Annotated in this window: 13 protein-coding genes; 12 read left to right on the top strand and 1 reads right to left on the bottom strand. The window is 73.2% G+C overall.

Annotated features, from left to right (window positions below; all coding sequences use genetic code 11):
• Positions 1-66: 66 nt before the first annotated feature.
• The 5 genes from ilvC to K1J57_RS04090 all read left to right on the top strand — a co-directional run bounded on the left by ilvC (position 67) and on the right by K1J57_RS04090 (position 6182).
• The gene (gene ilvC, locus K1J57_RS04110) at positions 67-1062 is read left to right on the top strand and encodes a ketol-acid reductoisomerase (RefSeq protein ID WP_220563143.1); all 996 of its coding nucleotides are present in this window, start codon (positions 67-69) and stop codon (positions 1060-1062) included.
• Positions 1063-1218: 156 nt separating this feature from the next.
• Entirely contained in the window at positions 1219-2808 is a 1590-nt protein-coding gene (gene serA, locus K1J57_RS04105) for a phosphoglycerate dehydrogenase (RefSeq protein WP_220563142.1), read from the top strand.
• 319 nt (positions 2809-3127) lie between these two features.
• Entirely contained in the window at positions 3128-3463 is a 336-nt protein-coding gene (locus K1J57_RS04100) for a hypothetical protein (protein WP_220563141.1), read from the top strand.
• The gene (locus tag K1J57_RS04095; protein WP_220563140.1) at positions 3460-5439 is read left to right on the top strand and encodes a glycosyltransferase family 2 protein; all 1980 of its coding nucleotides are present in this window, start codon (positions 3460-3462) and stop codon (positions 5437-5439) included. The genes K1J57_RS04100 and K1J57_RS04095 overlap by 4 nt, the downstream gene beginning before the upstream one ends.
• Positions 5436-6182 (top strand): hypothetical protein, encoded by a 747-nt coding sequence (locus K1J57_RS04090; RefSeq protein ID WP_220563139.1) that lies wholly within the window; start codon positions 5436-5438, stop codon positions 6180-6182. The genes K1J57_RS04095 and K1J57_RS04090 overlap by 4 nt, the downstream gene beginning before the upstream one ends.
• Positions 6183-6363: 181 nt before the next feature.
• Here K1J57_RS04090 and K1J57_RS04085 read toward each other — a convergent pair whose 3' ends face one another.
• The gene (locus K1J57_RS04085; protein WP_220563138.1) at positions 6364-6660 is read right to left on the bottom strand and encodes a hypothetical protein; all 297 of its coding nucleotides are present in this window, start codon (positions 6658-6660) and stop codon (positions 6364-6366) included.
• A gap of 61 nt (positions 6661-6721) precedes the next feature.
• Here K1J57_RS04085 and K1J57_RS04080 point away from each other — a divergent pair, with 61 nt between their 5' ends.
• The 7 genes from K1J57_RS04080 (at position 6722) to cimA (ending at position 17527) form a co-directional block, all read left to right on the top strand.
• Positions 6722-7423 carry a glycosyltransferase family 2 protein gene (locus K1J57_RS04080; protein WP_220563137.1) on the top strand — a complete coding sequence of 234 codons (702 nt, stop codon included), beginning with the start codon at positions 6722-6724 and terminating at the stop codon, positions 7421-7423.
• Positions 7420-9399, top strand: a complete 1980-nt coding sequence (locus tag K1J57_RS04075; protein ID WP_220563136.1) for a glycosyltransferase family A protein — start codon at positions 7420-7422, stop codon at positions 9397-9399. The genes K1J57_RS04080 and K1J57_RS04075 overlap by 4 nt, the downstream gene beginning before the upstream one ends.
• A gap of 10 nt (positions 9400-9409) precedes the next feature.
• Positions 9410-11005, top strand: a complete 1596-nt coding sequence (locus tag K1J57_RS04070; RefSeq protein ID WP_255646835.1) for a glycosyltransferase family 2 protein — start codon at positions 9410-9412, stop codon at positions 11003-11005.
• Positions 11006-11016: 11 nt separating this feature from the next.
• The gene (locus K1J57_RS04065; RefSeq protein ID WP_255646834.1) at positions 11017-12597 is read left to right on the top strand and encodes a glycosyltransferase family 2 protein; all 1581 of its coding nucleotides are present in this window, start codon (positions 11017-11019) and stop codon (positions 12595-12597) included.
• Between the two features lie 591 nt (positions 12598-13188).
• Positions 13189-14250, top strand: a complete 1062-nt coding sequence (locus K1J57_RS04060; protein ID WP_220563134.1) for a 3-isopropylmalate dehydrogenase — start codon at positions 13189-13191, stop codon at positions 14248-14250.
• 219 nt (positions 14251-14469) lie between these two features.
• Complete coding sequence (locus K1J57_RS04055; RefSeq protein ID WP_220563133.1) at positions 14470-15594, top strand: branched-chain amino acid aminotransferase; 1125 nt, start codon at positions 14470-14472, stop codon at positions 15592-15594.
• A gap of 316 nt (positions 15595-15910) precedes the next feature.
• Positions 15911-17527: a citramalate synthase gene (cimA, locus tag K1J57_RS04050; RefSeq protein ID WP_220563132.1), complete on the top strand. Its 1617-nt coding sequence runs from the start codon at positions 15911-15913 to the stop codon at positions 17525-17527.
• Positions 17528-17623: the final 96 nt, after the last annotated feature.

Here is a 17623-nt window from a genome sequence, read left to right as displayed (position 1 = left end):
GCGCCCGGACACGGCCGGGTGCCCCCGCGTCCCCCAACGAATGTGAAGAACAAGGAGTAACCCCAAGTGGCAGCACAGATGTACTACGACGACGCCGCGGACCTCGGGCTCATCCAGAGCAAGAAGGTCGCCGTGATCGGTTACGGCAGCCAGGGCCACGCGCACGCGCTGTCGCTGCGGGACTCGGGCGTCGACGTCCGGATCGGCCTGGCCGAGGGCTCCAAGAGCCGCGCCAAGGCGGAGGAGGAGGGCCTGCGCGTCCTCACCCCGGCGGAGGCCACCCGCGAGGCCGACGTCATCATGATCCTGGTCCCGGACCACATCCACCGCGACCTGTACGCCGCGGAGATCGAGCCCAACCTGGAGCCGGGCAACGCCCTCTTCTTCGGCCACGGCTTCAGCATCCGCTACGGGCTCATCACCGCGCCCGAGGGCGTGGACGTCGCCATGGTCGCCCCCAAGGGCCCGGGCCACCTGGTGCGCCGCCAGTTCGAGGCCGGGCGCGGCGTCCCCTGCCTGGTCGCGGTCGAGAAGGACGCCAGCGGCCAGGCCTGGGACCTCGCGCTGTCGTGGGCCAAGGGCATCGGCGGCACCAAGGCCGGCGTCATCAAGACCACGTTCGAGGAGGAGACCGAGACCGACCTGTTCGGTGAGCAGGTCGTCCTCTGCGGCGGCACCGAGGAGCTGGTCAAGGCCGGTTTCGCCACCCTGGTCGAGGCGGGCTACCAGCCGGAGATCGCCTACTTCGAGTGCCTGCACGAGCTGAAGCTCATCGTCGACCTCATGTACGAGGGCGGCATCTCCAAGATGAACTGGTCGGTGTCGGACAACGCCGAGTACGGCGGCTACACCCGCGGTCCGCGCCTCATCACCGAGCAGACCCGCGAGGAGATGCGCAAGATCCTGCGCGAGATCCAGGACGGCTCCTATGCCAAGGAGCTCATGGACGAGTTCGACGCCGGGCAGCCGACGTTCACCAAGCGCCGCGAGGCCGAGCAGAACGAGCAGATCGAGAAGGTGGGCGCCGAGCTGCGCCCGCTGATGAGCTGGCTCAAGGGCTGAGCGGAGTCCTCGTGAGATGGGGGTGGGTGGCTACGACCACCCGCCCCCATCGGGCTTCCCTACCTCCGCAGTAGACTTCCTCCCGGCCGTCCTCACCCGATCGCGGTAGGGCCTGACCTGCGCGAATCGGGACGCACCACCCGAAAAGGAACCCCTGTGTCCAAACCCGCCGTACTCGTAGCGGAAGAACTCTCGCCCGCCGGAATCGCGCTGCTCGAAGAGGACTTCGAGGTCCGCCGCGTCGACGGCGCCGACCGGTCCCGGCTCCTGCCGGCCCTGGCCGACGTGGACGCGCTGATCGTGCGCAGCGCCACCAAGGTGGACGCCGAGGCCCTGGCCGCGGCCCCCCGCCTCCAGGTGGTCGCCCGGGCCGGCGTCGGCCTGGACAACGTGGACGTGGAGGCCGCCACCAAGGCGGGCGTGCTGGTGGTCAACGCCCCGACCTCCAACATCGTCAGCGCCGCCGAGCAGGCCGTGAACCTGCTGCTGGCCAGCGCCCGCAACACCGCCCCCGCGCACAACGCGCTGGTCAACGGCGAGTGGAAGCGGTCCAAGTACACCGGCGTCGAGCTGTACGAGAAGACGATCGGCGTCGTGGGCCTGGGCCGCATCGGCGCCCTGGTCGCCCAGCGCCTGCTGGCCTTCGGGACCCGGGTCATCGCCTACGACCCGTTCGTGCAGCCCGCGCGCGCCGCCCAGATGGGTGTGGAGATGACCACGCTCGACGACCTGCTCGGACGCTCCGACTTCATCACCATCCACCTGCCCAAGACCAAGGACACCCTCGGCCTGATCGGTGACGAGGCGCTGCACAAGGTCAAGCCGAACGTGCGGATCATCAACGCCGCGCGCGGCGGGATCCTGGACGAGGACGCGCTGTACCGGGCGATCAAGGACGGCCGGGTCGCGGGCGCGGGCATCGACGTGTTCGCCAAGGAGCCGTGCACGGACAGCCCGCTGTTCGAGTTCGAGAACGTGGTCGTGGCCCCGCACCTGGGCGCCAGCACCCACGAGGCGCAGGAGAAGGCGGGCACCCAGGTGGCCCGCTCGGTCAAGCTCGCGCTGTCCGGCGAGTTCGTGCCCGACGCGGTCAACGTGCAGGGCACCGGCGTGGCCGAGGAGATCAAGCCGGGCCTGCCGCTCACCGAGAAGCTGGGCCGGGTCTTCACCGCCCTGGCCGGCGCGCTGCCCAGCCGCATCGACGTGGAGGTGCGCGGGGAGATCGCCGCCCACGACGTCAAGGTGCTGGAGCTGGCCGCCCTCAAGGGCGTGTTCGCCGACGTGGTCGAGGACACGGTGACGTTCGTCAACGCCCCGCTGCTCGCCAAGGAGCGCGGTGTGGAGGTCGACCTCGTCACCAGCGACGAGAGCGGCGACTGGCGGAACCTCATCGCGGTGCGCGGCGTGCTGGCCGACGGCACCCGGGTGTCGGTGTCGGGCACGCTCACCGGCCCCCGCCAGGTCGAGAAGCTGGTGGAGGTCAACAACTACACCCTGGAGATCGGCCTGGCCGAGCACATGGTGTTCCTGTCCTACGACGACCGCCCCGGCGTGGTCGGCAAGGTGGGCGCCCTGCTGGGCGACGCCGGCGTCAACATCGCCGGCATGCAGGTCATCCGGGACCAGGAGGGCGGCCGTGCGCTCATCGCGCTGACCGTCGACTCCGCGGTGCCGGACGCGGTCCTGGCGTCGATCTCCGCCGAGATCGACGCCGAGGTCACCCGCCAGGTCGACCTGGAGGACTGACCCGGCCGCGCCGAGGGACGAGGAGGGGCCGCACCGTGAGGTGCGGCCCCTTTTCCGATGTTACACGGCTTTTCTTGGAATTCGCCTTTTCTGTGAAGTCTGGGGTCGGTGAGGGATTTCCTGCCGATCGGCTCCGGGTCTTTCGGTATTCGGTGCCTCTGTTTACTCCTGCTTTCCTTTTCCGGCGGCGCCCTCTGCGGCCGGGGCTCATAAGGTTTCCTGGGACATATGAGTCGAACGGTTTTCCCTGGGGGCGGGGTTGAAGCTTTCGCGTTCTCGAATTCTCTTTCTCGGTGCACTTTTCGCCGGAATGGAGGTGGTGTTCCTGGGAGGTCTGGTCGCCTTCGGCCGCCTCTCCTTCCAGGACGCCGTCCAGCTGCTGGTGTGCACGGCGCTCCTCGGCACGTGCCTGGTCCTGGTCCTGGTGCTCCACCGGGTCAACCGCCAGCTCCGGGCGCTCCGGGCCGGATTCGACCGGCAGGTCCGGGAGTTCGCCGAGATCTCCGGGGAGAACCGCGTCGAGCTCGTCGGCCGCGCCGACGACCTGGCCGAGCGCCTGACCCGCCTCGAACTCCGGCTCGCCTCCACGGGGGTGCGGATCACGCTGGACGGCCGTGACGCGGACGCCGCCCAGAGCCTGCGGAACCTCTCATGAGCCCCGCGCGGCGGACCCGGCTCGCCGGGTTCCTGGGACGCGGCCCCGTGCTGGTGTGCCGCTACGGCGGGGAGGGCGAACCGCCCCCGTCCCCGCTTCCCGGGAACGCGGTGTTCCTCGAACTGGAGGAACTGATCCGGGGGGAACGCCCCGCGTTCGACGGGGAACCCGGGTACGCGCAGGCGATGGTGGTCGTTCCCGGAGTGCTCCGCCTACGGGCCCTGGTCCCGCACGCGCACCTGATCCCGTCCGTGCCCCGGCTCTCGGTCCTCATCGAGGCCTTCCTCGGGCCGGGCTCGCCCGTGCCGGCGTTCCCCGCGTCCCTCCCCGGCCCCGAACTCCTCGACTTCCGCGGCCGTGTGCTCCCCTGCGGCGGGCGCCTGGTCGAATTCGTCTTCGACGGCCCGGCACCGACGGCCGAGGTGCTGGCCGGGGTGGCCCGCGGCGCGCTCGGCGGCCGGCGCGGGGCGCCTCCCCTCCCCGTCGGCCGCGCGCTGGGCCCCGACGCGGGCGTGTGGCGGCCCGGGGAGCCCTTCCGCGCTCCCGTGGAACCGCTCGACCTCACCCTGCTCACCGGCGCGGGGACCCGCAACGACGACGTCCGGTCCCCGCACCTGGCCAGGCCCGCCGGGGCGGAGCTCTCCTGGGGTTCCGTGGGCCGGGCCGGTACCGACATCGCTCCACTGCGTTCGCTGACCGTGGGGGATGTGCCTCCGGTGGATGAGCGTGTGGTGAATCCGGTGGGGTTCGTGCGGGGGTGTTCGTCGGTGGTGGGGCGGTTGGTGTGTCGGGAGGGGCGGTGGGTGCTGGTCGCGGGTGGTCGGGAGCGGTGGCGGGTTCCCGATGACGGGTCTGTGACCGATGTGGATGTGGCGGCGGTGCGTGATCTGCGTGCGGTGCGGGTGGAGTGGGGGCGTCATAGCGGTCCGTTGGCGGCGGTGCGTGCGGTGGCGGCGTTGGCGGTGGCGGGTGTTCCGGTGGTGTCGTCGGGTGTGCCGGTGTGGGCGGGGTGTCTGGGCGGTTCGTTGGTGGGGTTGATGGGTTCGGTGTCGGTGGCCGGGCTGGCGGACGCGCAGGTGCGTGAGGAGTTCAGTGTGCGGTTGCGTCGTGCGGCGTTGGGGTCGCACAGTGTGGCCGCGCGGTGGCGGGGGTCGGCGGTGCGGGCGGGGGTGGGGCCGGTTCCGGTGGCTTCGGTGTCGGTGGTGTTGTGCACGCGGCGGCCGGAGATGGTGGGGTTCGCGTTGCGGCAGGTGGGGCGGCAGCGGGGTGTGGATGTGGAGGTGGTGTTGGCGCTGCACGGGTTCGGTGCGGGTGTGCCGGGGGTGCGGGAGGCGGTGGAGGGGTTCCGGGCGTCGGGTGGCCGGTTGGTGGTGTGGGAGGCGCCGGGTGAGTGGGTGTTCGGTGCGGTGTTGAACGGGGCGGTGGCGCGGGCGTCGGGGTCGTTGGTGGCGAAGATGGACGATGACGACTGGTACGGGCCCGATCATCTGTCGGATCTGGTGTGGGCGCGTCGTTATTCGGGTGCGGACCTGGTGGGAACCGCGGCCGAATTCGTGTACCTGGAGGCCTTGGACGTCACGGTCAGGCTGGCCCAGCCGACCGAGTGCGCCTGGCACACCGCGGCGGGGGGCACCCTGTTCACGGACCGCAGGACCCTGGAGGAGGCCGGGGGCTTCCCGGAGGTCCGTACCGGCGAGGACACCCGGCTGAACCTGGCCATCGGCAGGATGGGCGGCCGCATCCACCGCGGCCACGGCGGCAACTACGTGCTGCGCCGCAAGGCGTCCGGCCACACCTGGAGGGTGGGGAGCGGCTACTTCCTGAAGCACGGGGGCGAACGCCCCCTCCCCGGGTGGCGGCCCAGTGCGCTGCTGGAGGCCGGGCCCGGCGAGGGGCCGCCGGGAGCGCGCCGAACGGACCCGTGGACGGCGGGGGAGGAGCCCGCCCGGAGGGCGCCCGCGGAGGCGGCCCGGTGAGTGTGACGGAGCTCGGCGGCGCGCTGCGCGCCGCTTCCCCGCGCGGAGCCCTGCTGTGCCACATCGGGCAGGGCACCTCCCGCCTCGCCCGCGCCGCCGCCACGGCGGACGTCCGGCCCACGGACCTCGCGCAAGCCGACGCGGCCCCTCCGCCGGGGACGGGGGACGGGCCCCTCGACCTCGTCGCCGTGCTGGCCGGGTCGATCACGGACCTGCGCCGCGCCGTCCCCGTGGCGGCGGGGCTCCCCGAGGCCGCCCGGGTCCTCGTCTGCGTCCGCTCGCCCGCCACCGCCCGGCGCCCGCCGCCGCCGGCCCTGCCGGACGCGGGCCGGTGGACCGGCCTCCTCGACGTGCGGGTCCGCCGGTCGGTCGGCTGGGGGTGGACGGCGGACCTCTTCTTCGAGTCCCCCGTGTCGGTGGCCGAGGTGCTGGCCGGGGTGGCCCGGGGGTTCCTGGGAGGCCGTCGCGGTACCGCCCCGGCGCCCCCCGCGGAGACGGCCGGGCCCGACGCCGGCCTGTGGCGCCCCGGCGAGGTCCCGCTGCGGGCGGCCGGCGGGAGCGGACGCGAACTCGCCTCGGAGGTCCTCCCGGAGGCCGGGGAGGGGACCGGGGACCGGGGAGCGCCCCCGCGGCGCTCCCTCGCGGAGGGCTCCTGGGAACGGATCGGCTCCCCCGGCGCCGCGGACCTGTGCTCCCCCTGCCCTCCGTGGGGGATGTGCCTCCGGTGGATGAGCGTGTGGTGAATCCGGTGGGGTTCGTGCGGGGGTGTTCGTCGGTGGTGGGGCGGTTGGTGTGTCGGGAGGGGCGGTGGGTGCTGGTCGCGGGTGGTCGGGAGCGGTGGCGGGTTCCCGATGACGGGTCTGTGACCGATGTGGATGTGGCGGCGGTGCGTGATCTGCGTGCGGTGCGGGTGGAGTGGGGGCGTCATAGCGGTCCGTTGGCGGCGGTGCGTGCGGTGGCGGCGTTGGCGGTGGCGGGTGTTCCGGTGGTGTCGTCGGGTGTGCCGGTGTGGGCGGGGTGTCTGGGCGGTTCGTTGGTGGGGTTGATGGGTTCGGTGTCGGTGGCCGGGCTGGCGGACGCGCAGGTGCGTGAGGAGTTCAGTGTGCGGTTGCGTCGTGCGGCGTTGGGGTCGCACAGTGTGGCCGCGCGGTGGCGGGGGTCGGCGGTGCGGGCGGGGGTGGGGCCGGTTCCGGTGGCTTCGGTGTCGGTGGTGTTGTGCACGCGGCGGCCGGAGATGGTGGGGTTCGCGTTGCGGCAGGTGGGGCGGCAGCGGGGTGTGGATGTGGAGGTGGTGTTGGCGCTGCACGGGTTCGGTGCGGGTGTGCCGGGGGTGCGGGAGGCGGTGGAGGGGTTCCGGGCGTCGGGTGGCCGGTTGGTGGTGTGGGAGGCGCCGGGTGAGTGGGTGTTCGGTGCGGTGTTGAACGGGGCGGTGGCGCGGGCGTCGGGGTCGTTGGTGGCGAAGATGGACGATGACGACTGGTACGGGCCCGATCATCTGTCGGATCTGGTGTGGGCGCGTCGTTATTCGGGTGCGGACCTGGTGGGAACCGCGGCCGAATTCGTGTACCTGGAGGCCTTGGACGTCACGGTCAGGCTGGCCCAGCCGACCGAGTGCGCCTGGCACACCGCGGCGGGGGGCACCCTGTTCACGGACCGCAGGACCCTGGAGGAGGCCGGGGGCTTCCCGGAGGTCCGTACCGGCGAGGACACCCGGCTGAACCTGGCCATCGGCAGGATGGGCGGCCGCATCCACCGCGGCCACGGCGGCAACTACGTGCTGCGCCGCAAGGCGTCCGGCCACACCTGGAGGGTGGGGAGCGGCTACTTCCTGAAGCACGGGGGCGAACGCCCCCTCCCCGGGTGGCGGCCCAGTGCGCTGCTGGAGGCCGGGCCCGGCGAGGGGCCGCCGGGAGCGCGCCGAACGGACCCGTGGACGGCGGGGGAGGAGCCCGCCCGGAGGGCGCCCGCGGAGGCGGCCCGGTGAGTGTGACGGAGCTCGGCGGCGCGCTGCGCGCCGCTTCCCCGCGCGGAGCCCTGCTGTGCCACATCGGGCAGGGCACCTCCCGCCTCGCCCGCGCCGCCGCCACGGCGGACGTCCGGCCCACGGACCTCGCGCAAGCCGACGCGGCCCCTCCGCCGGGGACGGGGGACGGGCCCCTCGACCTCGTCGCCGTGCTGGCCGGGTCGATCACGGACCTGCGCCGCGCCGTCCCCGTGGCGGCGGGGCTCCCCGAGGCCGCCCGGGTCCTCGTCTGCGTCCGCTCGCCCGCCACCGCCCGGCGCCCGCCGCTGCCGGCCCTGCCGGACGCGGGCCGGTGGACCGGCCTCCTCGACGTGCGGGTCCGCCGGTCGGTCGGCTGGGGGTGGACGGCGGACCTCTTCTTCGAGTCCCCCGTGTCGGTGGCCGAGGTGCTGGCCGGGGTGGCCCGGGGGTTCCTGGGAGGCCGTCGCGGTACCGCCCCGGCGCCCCCCGCGGAGACGGCCGGGCCCGACGCCGGCCTGTGGCGCCCCGGCGAGGTCCCGCTGCGGGCGGCCGGCGGGAGCGGACGCGAACTCGCCTCGGAGGTCCTCCCGGAGGCCGGGGAGGGGACCGGGGACCGGGGAGCGCCCCCGCGGCGCTCCCTCGCGGAGGGCTCCTGGGAACGGATCGGCTCCCCCGGCGCCGCGGACCTGTGCTCCCCCCTGCCCTCCGTGGGGGATGTGCCTCCGGTGGATGAGCGTGTGGTGAATCCGGTGGGGTTCGTGCGGGGGTGTTCGTCGGTGGTGGGGCGGTTGGTGTGTCGGGAGGGGCGGTGGGTGCTGGTCGCGGGTGGTCGGGAGCGGTGGCGGGTTCCCGATGACGGGTCTGTGACCGATGTGGATGTGGCGGCGGTGCGTGATCTGCGTGCGGTGCGGGTGGAGTGGGGGCGTCATAGCGGTCCGTTGGCGGCGGTGCGTGCGGTGGCGGCGTTGGCGGTGGCGGGTGTTCCGGTGGTGTCGTCGGGTGTGCCGGTGTGGGCGGGGTGTCTGGGCGGTTCGTTGGTGGGGTTGATGGGTTCGGTGTCGGTGGCCGGGCTGGCGGACGCGCAGGTGCGTGAGGAGTTCAGTGTGCGGTTGCGTCGTGCGGCGTTGGGGTCGCACAGTGTGGCCGCGCGGTGGCGGGGGTCGGCGGTGCGGGCGGGGGTGGGGCCGGTTCCGGTGGCTTCGGTGTCGGTGGTGTTGTGCACGCGGCGGCCGGAGATGGTGGGGTTCGCGTTGCGGCAGGTGGGGCGGCAGCGGGGTGTGGATGTGGAGGTGGTGTTGGCGCTGCACGGGTTCGGTGCGGGTGTGCCGGGGGTGCGGGAGGCGGTGGAGGGGTTCCGGGCGTCGGGTGGCCGGTTGGTGGTGTGGGAGGCGCCGGGTGAGTGGGTGTTCGGTGCGGTGTTGAACGGGGCGGTGGCGCGGGCGTCGGGGTCGTTGGTGGCGAAGATGGACGATGACGACTGGTACGGGCCCGATCATCTGTCGGATCTGGTGTGGGCGCGTCGTTATTCGGGTGCGGACCTGGTGGGAACCGCGGCCGAGTACTTCTACCTCGAACCCCTGTCCCTCACCGTCCGGTGGGACACCTTCTCCGAATGCTTCGCCGAGCACGTCTCCGGTGCCTGCCTCCTCACCGACCGGACCCTCCTGGAGGAGGTCGGCGGGTTCCGCCCCCTCCCGGTGAACGAGGACGCCGCGCTCCTGGAGGGGGCCCGGGCCGCCGGGGCCGCCGTCTACCGCGCACACGGCCTGGGGCACGTCATCCGCCGGGCCGGGCGCGGCCACACCTGGCTGGAGCGGACGGGGTTCTTCCTGCGCGACAGGGGAACGCAGTGGCGGGGCTGGCGGCCCAGCGCCCTGCTGGAGAGCGACCCCGGCGACGCGCCCCCCGGAGAGGCAGGGGGCCCCGCCGGGGCACCGGAGCGGGCGACCCCCTCCGGGCAGAGCACGAGCGACTGAGGAGACGGCCGTGACACTCGTCGACCATGCCGGGCAGCAGGTACTCGGCTCCACCGCACCCGCACCGCCGCCGGTCCTGCGGCACAACGACTACTCGGCGCTGGAGCCGCCCCCGGTGGGGGAGTGGTCTCCGGTGCTGGGTGTGAGCGTGGTGGTTCCGGCGTTCGGGGGGCAGGAGAAGCTGGATCTGACGTTGGCGTCGTTGGCGGCGCAGGGGTATCCGTCGTCGTTGACCGAGGTCGTGGTGGTGGACGACGGGAGTGCTCCCGCTCTGCGGCTGCCGGAGCTGCGCCCGGAGAACACGCGGCTGGTACCGGCCCTGCCCGGCGGCTGGGGGCGTGCCCACGCCGTGCATTCGGGCGCCCTGTCCTGCGGGGGCGAGGTGCTGCTGTTCCTCGACGCGGACATGGTGGTGTTCCGCGACCACCTGGAGGCGCAGATGCGCTGGCACCACCTGGCCGACTACCTCGCGGTCACCGGGAACCTGCGCGTCGTCGAGGACACCGGACGCCCGCCCACCCCGCGGGAGGTGTTCGAGGCCGTGGAGCGAGGGGAGGAGGAGCGGCTGGTCGAGGGGCCGGGGCGGGAGATGGAGTGGCTGGCCAAGGCCTACCGTACGACCGGGGACCTGCGGAAGGCCGGCCCCCGGGCGCACCGGTGCTTCATCGGGGCCACGGGCTCGGTCCACCGGGCCTTCTACCACGAGTGCGGGGGCATGGACCCCACCCTCCTGCTGGGCGAGGACACCCATCTGGGGTTCCGCATGCTCCAGAACGGAGCCGTCTTCGTTCCCGAGCGCACCGCGGGCAGCTGGCACCTGGGCCTCCCCCACATGGAGAGGCGCCGCGCGGAGGCGATGCGCTTCAACCGGACCTTCGTGGGCAACCGCCTCCCCTACATGGCGGACTCCCGGCGCGTCCGGGGGCGGCGGTGGCAGGTCCCCGGGGTCGACGCGGTGGTGGAGACCGAAGGGCACACGTTCGAGGAGGTCGCGGCCACCGTCGACGCGCTGCTGCGCGGTGACGCGTCGGACCTGAGGATCACCCTGGTCGGCGCCTGGGAGCCCGAGCGGGCGGCCCGGAGCAGACCGGCGGACGGCCCCGGCCCGGACCTGCGCCTGATCCGGGAGCACTACGGCGCGGAGCCCCGGGTCCGCTTCGCCGCCGCGGTGCCCGGCGCCGACCCGGACGTCCCCTTCCGCCTCCTCCTGGCACCCGGTCAGGTCCTCGCCCCCCATGCCGTGGACCGGATGGTCGACCGGATGGAGAAGAGCCGGTGCGGGCTCCTGCGCGCCACCGTCCTCGGGAACGACCTGGGAGGACCCCGGCTCGAACGCACCGCGGCCTTCGCGCGGGCGCGCCGGCTGGCCGGGGAGGGCGAGGACCTGGAGGCGATGGTCGACCGCGTTTACGGCGTCCACTGGATGGACGGCGACTCGGAGCTGTTCCAGGAGGCGCCGGAGGCCCCCGCCGACTGGGAGGAGCGGGTCGCGCGGGCCCTGGCGGAGGCCGAGGGGCACCGCGCTCGGGCCCGGGCCCTGGAGGGCAGGTTCCGCCGGCTGACCGGGGGCGGGCTCGGGCGGCTGCTGTGGCGGGTCCTGGGATGAGGGGTGACGCTGTGACGGGTGTCCGTTCCGAGGGCCTCCCCGCGGGCGCGGCGCGTGCGCCGCGGCCCGTGGTCCGGCGCAACGACCACACCGTGCTGGACCCTCCGGCGCTGGGGGAGTGGTCTCCGGTGCTGGGTGTGAGTGTGGTGGTTCCTGCGTTCGGGGGGCAGGAGAAGCTGGACCTGACGTTGGCGTCGTTGGCGGCGCAGGGGTATCCGTCGTCGTTGACCGAGGTCGTGGTGGTGGACGACGGGAGTGCTCCTGCGTTGCGGCTGCCGGAGCTGCGCCCGGAGAACACACGGCTGGTGCCCTCCCTGCCCGGCGGATGGGGGCCGGGGCACGCGGTCCACTCGGGGGTCCTGGCCTCCGAGGGCGAGGTGGTGCTCCGGCTGGACGCGGACATGGTGGTGTTCCGCGACCACCTGGAGGCGCAGATGCGCTGGCACCACCTGGCCGACTACCTCGCGGTCCTGGGTGACACGGTGTTCGAGGAGGGCCCCTTCCACGACCTGACCCCCGAGGGGGTGAGGAGGATGGTCCTCGCCGCCGAGTGGCCGCGCCGCCGGCGGGAGAACGCCGCCCGGCCGGCGTGGATCGCCGAACTGCTGGAGGCCGTCGCGGGGCCGGCGGGTGCGGCACACCGCGCCTGGGAGGTGTTCACCGGTGCCTCGTTCTCGGTCCGCCGGGCCTTCCTGGAGGAGGCCGGGGGCATCGACCCCGCGCTGAGCCTGGGCGAGGACAGCGAGCTCGGCTACCGCCTGGCCCAGCGGGGGGCCGTCTTCGTCCCCGACCCCGAGGCGGTCGGCCGGCACCTGGGCGTGCCCGCCACGGAGCACGACGGACCGCGGGTCCTGCGGGCCTCGCGGCCCGCCAAGGAGGACCGGATCCCCCTGATGTGGAGCCGCCGACAGGCGGCGTGGCGCTCCTGGCGGGTCCCCTACGCGCAGATCGCGGTGGACACCCGGGGGCAGGGCTACGACGGGGTCGCGGCCGTGGTGGACGGACTCCTGGGCGGTGCGCCCGCGGACATCGAGGTGGTGCTCTCGGGGGAGTGGTCCAAGGCCGGCCCCGGACGGCACGGGATGCTGGACGACCCGGACCTCGACGTGCGCCTGCTGAAGGAGTACTACCGCTGCGAACCGAGGGTCCGCTTCTGCGAGGGGGGATTCGAGCCGCACCCGGACGCGCCCTTCCGGCTGCTGGTGCCGGCGGGTTTCCCGGTGGCGCCCCATGCCCTGGCGGTGATGGCGGGGATCGCCGACAGGGAGCGGGCTGGGCTGGTCCTGACCCGGGGCGGGGGACCGCGGCTGGAGCGGACCTCGGCCTTCGCCCGGGCCCGGCTCCTGGGCGCCTCCCCGGAGGACCTGGACGCCGTCGTGGCCGATGTGTGGGGGACGGCGGAGGCGGAGCGGGACGCGGTCGCCGCGACGGGGGAGGCGCCGGAGCCGCCCCCCTCGGACTGGGACAGGCGCCTGAAGAAAGCGCTCCGGAAGGCCGAGCGGGCCGAGGAGGAGGCCGACCGCTGGGAGCGTCGGATCCGGGCGCTCACGCGGGGCCGCTGGACGGGGCTGACCCTGTGGGGGACGCGCTGACGACAGGAAGGGGCGCGGTGTCCGACCGGAGGCCGCGCCCCTTCGTCCTGTTCCGAGGTGGAATGCGGGCGCTCCCACCTGCGACGACACGCGGTCATCTCACATCGTGAGAACTTCTGGCCACATAGTTGGACATCCGATATTCTGTCGTCCTAGGAGCCAGCGGTGTCCGACTCCACCGGTCGACGCCGCCGTCCGCCGCTTCCGCCCGCCCCCACCCGGGTCCGCGGAGGCGGCCCCGGCGACCCCGCCGGGAACCACGCTCCCGTCTTTCTCTCATCTCTCGCGGTCACCGTGGACCGCGGCATCCGCACGGCGCGCCCATCCGGCCCGAGTGCACGCGATGCCGGTCACGCACCGCAATCGGAGTCCCACATGATGTACGACATGGTCGAGTACCCGTCCGCCTCCGACGTCGACGACGAGATCCACCGCGCGCTCCAGGACGCCCTGAACCGCCGCGACTGAAAGGTCGGGCGGCGGACGCCGCCGGTCTCGCGGACCGGTATGGTTGTCTCATTCAGTGTTCATTCTGATCTCACCATGTGAGAAGTAGCCGGTGGGATCGCGATCGGAGCAGAGGCAGGCCGCATGGCAGCGCGCACGGTGAAACTGGCCGTCATCCCCGGCGACGGGATCGGACCCGAGGTCGTCGCCGAGGGCCTCAAGGTGCTGGAGGTCGCCGCCGCCCGGCACGACCTCGCCGTCGAGACCACCGAGTACGAGCTCGGCGCCCGGCTCTGGCACCGCACCGGCGAGACCCTGCCCGACTCCGTCGCCGCGGAGCTGGCGCAGCACGAGGCCGTCTACCTGGGCGCGGTCGGAGACCCCACGGTCCCCAGCGGCGTCCTGGAGCGCGGCCTGCTGCTGCGCCTGCGCTTCGACTTCGACCACTACGTCAACCTGCGCCCCGTGCGCCTGTACCCCGGCGTGGAGAGCCCGCTGGCCGGAGTGGGCCCCGAGGACATCGACATGCTCGTCGTCCGCGAGGGCACCGAGGGCCCCTACGCCGGGGCCGGCGGCGTCCTGCGCAAGGGCACGCCGCACGAGATCGCCACCCAGGACAGCGTCAACACCCGCTTCGGCGTGGAGCGCGTCGTCCGCTTCGCCTTCGCCAAGGCCGCCGAGCGCCCGCGCAAGAAGCTCACCCTGGTCCACAAGGACAACGTCCTGACCTTCGCGGGCGAGCTGTGGCAGCGCGTCGTCCGCGAGGTCGGCGCCGAGTACCCGCAGGTCTCGGTCGACTACTGCCACGTCGACGCCGCGGCGATGTTCTTCGTCAACCAGCCCGCCCGGTTCGACGTGATCGTCACCGACAACCTGTTCGGCGACATCATCACCGACATCGGCGCCGCCATCACCGGCGGCATCGGGCTGGCCGCCAGCGGCAACGTCAACCCGGACCGGACCTTCCCGAGCATGTTCGAGCCGGTCCACGGCTCGGCCCCCGACATCGCCGGGCAGGGCAAGGCCGACCCGACCGCCACCGTGCTGTCGGCCGCCATGCTGCTGGACCACCTCGGCGTCCCCGAGGCGGCCCGCCGCATCGAGGCCGCGGTCTCCGCCGACCTCAAGTCCCGTGCCCCCGGCGAGACCCGCTCCACCTCCCGCATCGGCGACGACCTCGCCGCGCGAGTAGCCGAGCAGGGCTGACGCCCCGCGTCGGCCCTGCCCCGTCGATGGACCAGGGCGCGGCCGACCGGCACAGCCACCGCGAACACCCGTGAGGGCGCGCCCGGACATCCCCGGGCGCGCCCTCGCCGTGTTACGGGCCCGTTGCTCCCGCTCTGGCACAGGGTGCGCTCTTCCGACAGACTAGATCCCAGGTCGGCGGCGCTGCCGACCTGATGCACCCGAGAGGACCGACGAGTCATGACCAACGACAACACCACCACGAGCGGGTTGGCGTTCGACATCCAGCTCTCCGACCGGCGGAAGACCCCGCAGGAGCGAGAGGCACTGCTGGAGAGTCCGGGGTTCGGCCAGGTGTTCACCGACCACATGGTGAGCATCCGCTACACCGAGGGCAAGGGGTGGCACGACGCGAAGCTGGAGCCCTACGGCCCGCTGAGCCTGGACCCGGCCACCTCCGCGCTCCACTACGCCCAGGAGATCTTCGAGGGGCTCAAGGCCTACCGCCACCCCGACGGCTCCCTGGCCTCCTTCCGGCCCGAGGCCAACGCGGCCCGCTTCAACCGGAGCGCCGCCCGCATGGCCATGCCGGAGCTTCCCGAGGACCTGTTCCTCAAGTCCATCGAGCTGCTGCTGGAGCACGACGGCGAGTGGGTCCCCACCAAGCCCGACTTCAGCCTCTACCTGCGCCCGTTCATGATCTCGACGGACGTCGGCCTGGGGGTCAACCACCCCTCCCGCAGCTACGTCTACCTGCTCATCGCCTCCCCGGTCGGCTCCTACTTCTCGGGCGGCATCAAGCCGGTCACCGTCTGGCTGTCCACGGACTACACGCGCGCCGCCCCCGGCGGCACCGGCGCGGCCAAGTTCGCGGGCAACTACGCGGCCAGCTTCCTGGCCCAGGCCCAGGCCGTGGAGAAGGGCTGCGACCAGGTGGTCTGGCTGGACGCCCGCGAGCACCGCTGGGTCGAGGAGATGGGCGGCATGAACCTGTGGTTCGTGTTCGGCTCCGGTGAGAACGCGCGCCTGCGCACGCCCCCGCTGACCGGCACGCTGCTGCCCGGCATCACCCGCGAGTCGCTGCTGACCCTCGCCCCCGACCTGGGCATCCCGGCGGAGGAGAAGCCGATCTCCACCGAGGAGTGGCGCAAGGCCGCCGAGTCGGGCGAGCTGACCGAGGTCTTCGCCTGCGGCACGGCCGCGGTGATCACCCCGGTCGGGTTCGTCAAGAGCGACGAGGGCGAGTTCACCATCGGCGACGGCACCCCCGGCCCGATCACCATGCGCCTGCGCGAGGAGCTGGTGGGCGTGCAGACCGGGCAGCGCCCCGACGAGCACGGCTGGGTGACCCGCTTCGGGAAGTAGACCCGGACGCGGGACACCGAACGCGGGCCGCCGGGGTCTCCCCGGCGGCCCGCGGCGTCCGGCCCGGCCCCGCCCGGTTCGTCCAGTGGGAGAAATCACTGTCCCACATGTTGGGACAATCGGTCCGCGGGCGGGGTCACGGACGTCGTCCTGTGGCACACTGGCCGCATGCCGTCTCAGGTGATCATCATCGTGAGGCGCGCCGGCTGACAACGGACCTGGCCGGCGCGCAGACCTCTCATGTCCATGGGGGGTCTTTTTTGTTGGCCGGGTCCGGGTCGGTCCTCCACAGCATCCACCTTCGGGAGTTCCACCCATGAGGAACGACGGTTTCCACGTTTTCGACACCACGCTGCGCGACGGGGCCCAGCGCGAGGGGATCAATCTCCGGGTCTCCGACAAGCTGGCCATCGCCGCGCTGCTGGACGACTTCGGGGTGGGGTTCATCGAGGGAGGGTGGCCGGGGGCGAACCCCAAGGACACCGAATTCTTCCAGCGGGCTTCACAAGAGCTCTCGCTGAAGCACGCGCAACTCACCGCGTTCGGCGCGACCCGCCGGGCCGGTGTGAGGGCCGCCGACGACCCCATGGTGGCCGCGCTGCGCGACAGCGGCGCGCCGGTCGTCACCCTTGTCGCCAAGAGTGACGACCGGCACGTCGAGCGCGCACTGCGCACGACCCTCGACGAGAACCTCGCCATGATCGCCGACACGGTGTCCTACCTGCGCGAACACGGCCAGCGCGTGTTCGTGGACTGTGAGCACTTCTTCGACGGGTACCGGCACGACCCGTCCTACGCCCTCGACGTCGTACGCACCGCGGCCGGGGCCGGCGCCGACGTCGTGATCCTGTGCGACACCAACGGGGGCATGCTCCCCGACGACGTCTTCCGCACCGTCACCGAGGTGCGCGAGGCCACCGGCGCCCGGCTGGGCATGCACGCCCAGGACGACACCGGGTGCGCCGTGGCCAACACCCTGGCCGCCGTGGACGCCGGCGCCACCCACGTGCAGTGCACCGCCAACGGCTACGGGGAGCGGGTGGGCAACGCCGACCTGTTCGCCGTGGTGGGGGCGCTCACCCTCAAGCGCGGCATGGACGTGCTCCCCCAGGGCTGCCTGGAGGAGATGACCCGGGTGTCGCACGCCGTCGCCGAGATCGTCAACCTGGCCCCGGACACGCACCGCCCCTACGTGGGGGTGTCGGCGTTCGCGCACAAGGCCGGGCTGCACGCCTCCGCGATCAAGGTCGACCCCGACCTGTACCAGCACACCGACCCGGCGCTGGTCGGCAACACCATGCGCATGCTCGTCTCCGACATGGCCGGGCGCGCGTCCATCGAGCTCAAGGCCCAGGAGCTGGGCCTGGACCTGGCCGGCGACCGCGCCCTGTCGGGCCGGGTCGTGGAGCGGGTCAAGGGCCTGGAGCTGTCGGGGTACAGCTTCGAGGCGGCCGACGCCTCCCTGGAGCTGCTGCTGCGGGAGGAGATGGGCGAGCCGGTCCGCTACTTCGAGACGGAGTCGTGGCGGGTCATCACCGAACGCCGCCCCCGGGACGGGGCACCGCTGTTCGGCGCGTACGAGAGCCTGACCGAGGCCACCGTCAAGCTGACGGTCAAGGGCGAGCGGGTCATCGCCACCGCCGAGGGCAACGGCCCGGTCAACGCGCTGGACCGGGCGCTGCGCTCCTCCATGGAGGGCGTGTACACGGCGCTGGCCGGGCTGGAGCTGGTGGACTACAAGGTCCGCATCCTGGAGGGCAGCTCGGGCACCAACGCCATCACCCGCACGCTCGTCACGTTCAGCGACGGCGCGGGGGAGTGGACGACCGTGGGCGTGGGCCCCAACGTCGTGGACGCCTCCTGGGTGGCCCTGGAGCAGGCCTTCAACTACGGCCTGCTGCGCCAGGGGTACCCGCGCGAACGCGACGTGTGACGGGTCGCCCGCCGCGGCACGGGCCCCCGACCGGATGACCCCGGACGAGGGGCCCGCCCCGTTCCGCCGGGTCCCCCGACCGCGCCCGCCGCCCTT

Source organism: Nocardiopsis sp. MT53 (genome assembly GCF_019598965.1).
Classification (GTDB): domain Bacteria; phylum Actinomycetota; class Actinomycetes; order Streptosporangiales; family Streptosporangiaceae; genus Nocardiopsis; species Nocardiopsis changdeensis.
This window is presented reverse-complemented; position numbering and strand designations above follow the sequence as displayed.

Coding starts and splice junctions, on each gene's coding strand:
- K1J57_RS04060 (WP_220563134.1), top strand. CDS start 13,189: ATGGCAGCGCGCACGGTGAAACTGGCCGTCATCCCCGGCGACGGGATC.
- cimA (WP_220563132.1), top strand. CDS start 15,911: ATGAGGAACGACGGTTTCCACGTTTTCGACACCACGCTGCGCGACGGG.
- K1J57_RS04055 (WP_220563133.1), top strand. CDS start 14,470: ATGACCAACGACAACACCACCACGAGCGGGTTGGCGTTCGACATCCAG.
- K1J57_RS04095 (WP_220563140.1), top strand. CDS start 3,460: ATGAGCCCCGCGCGGCGGACCCGGCTCGCCGGGTTCCTGGGACGCGGC.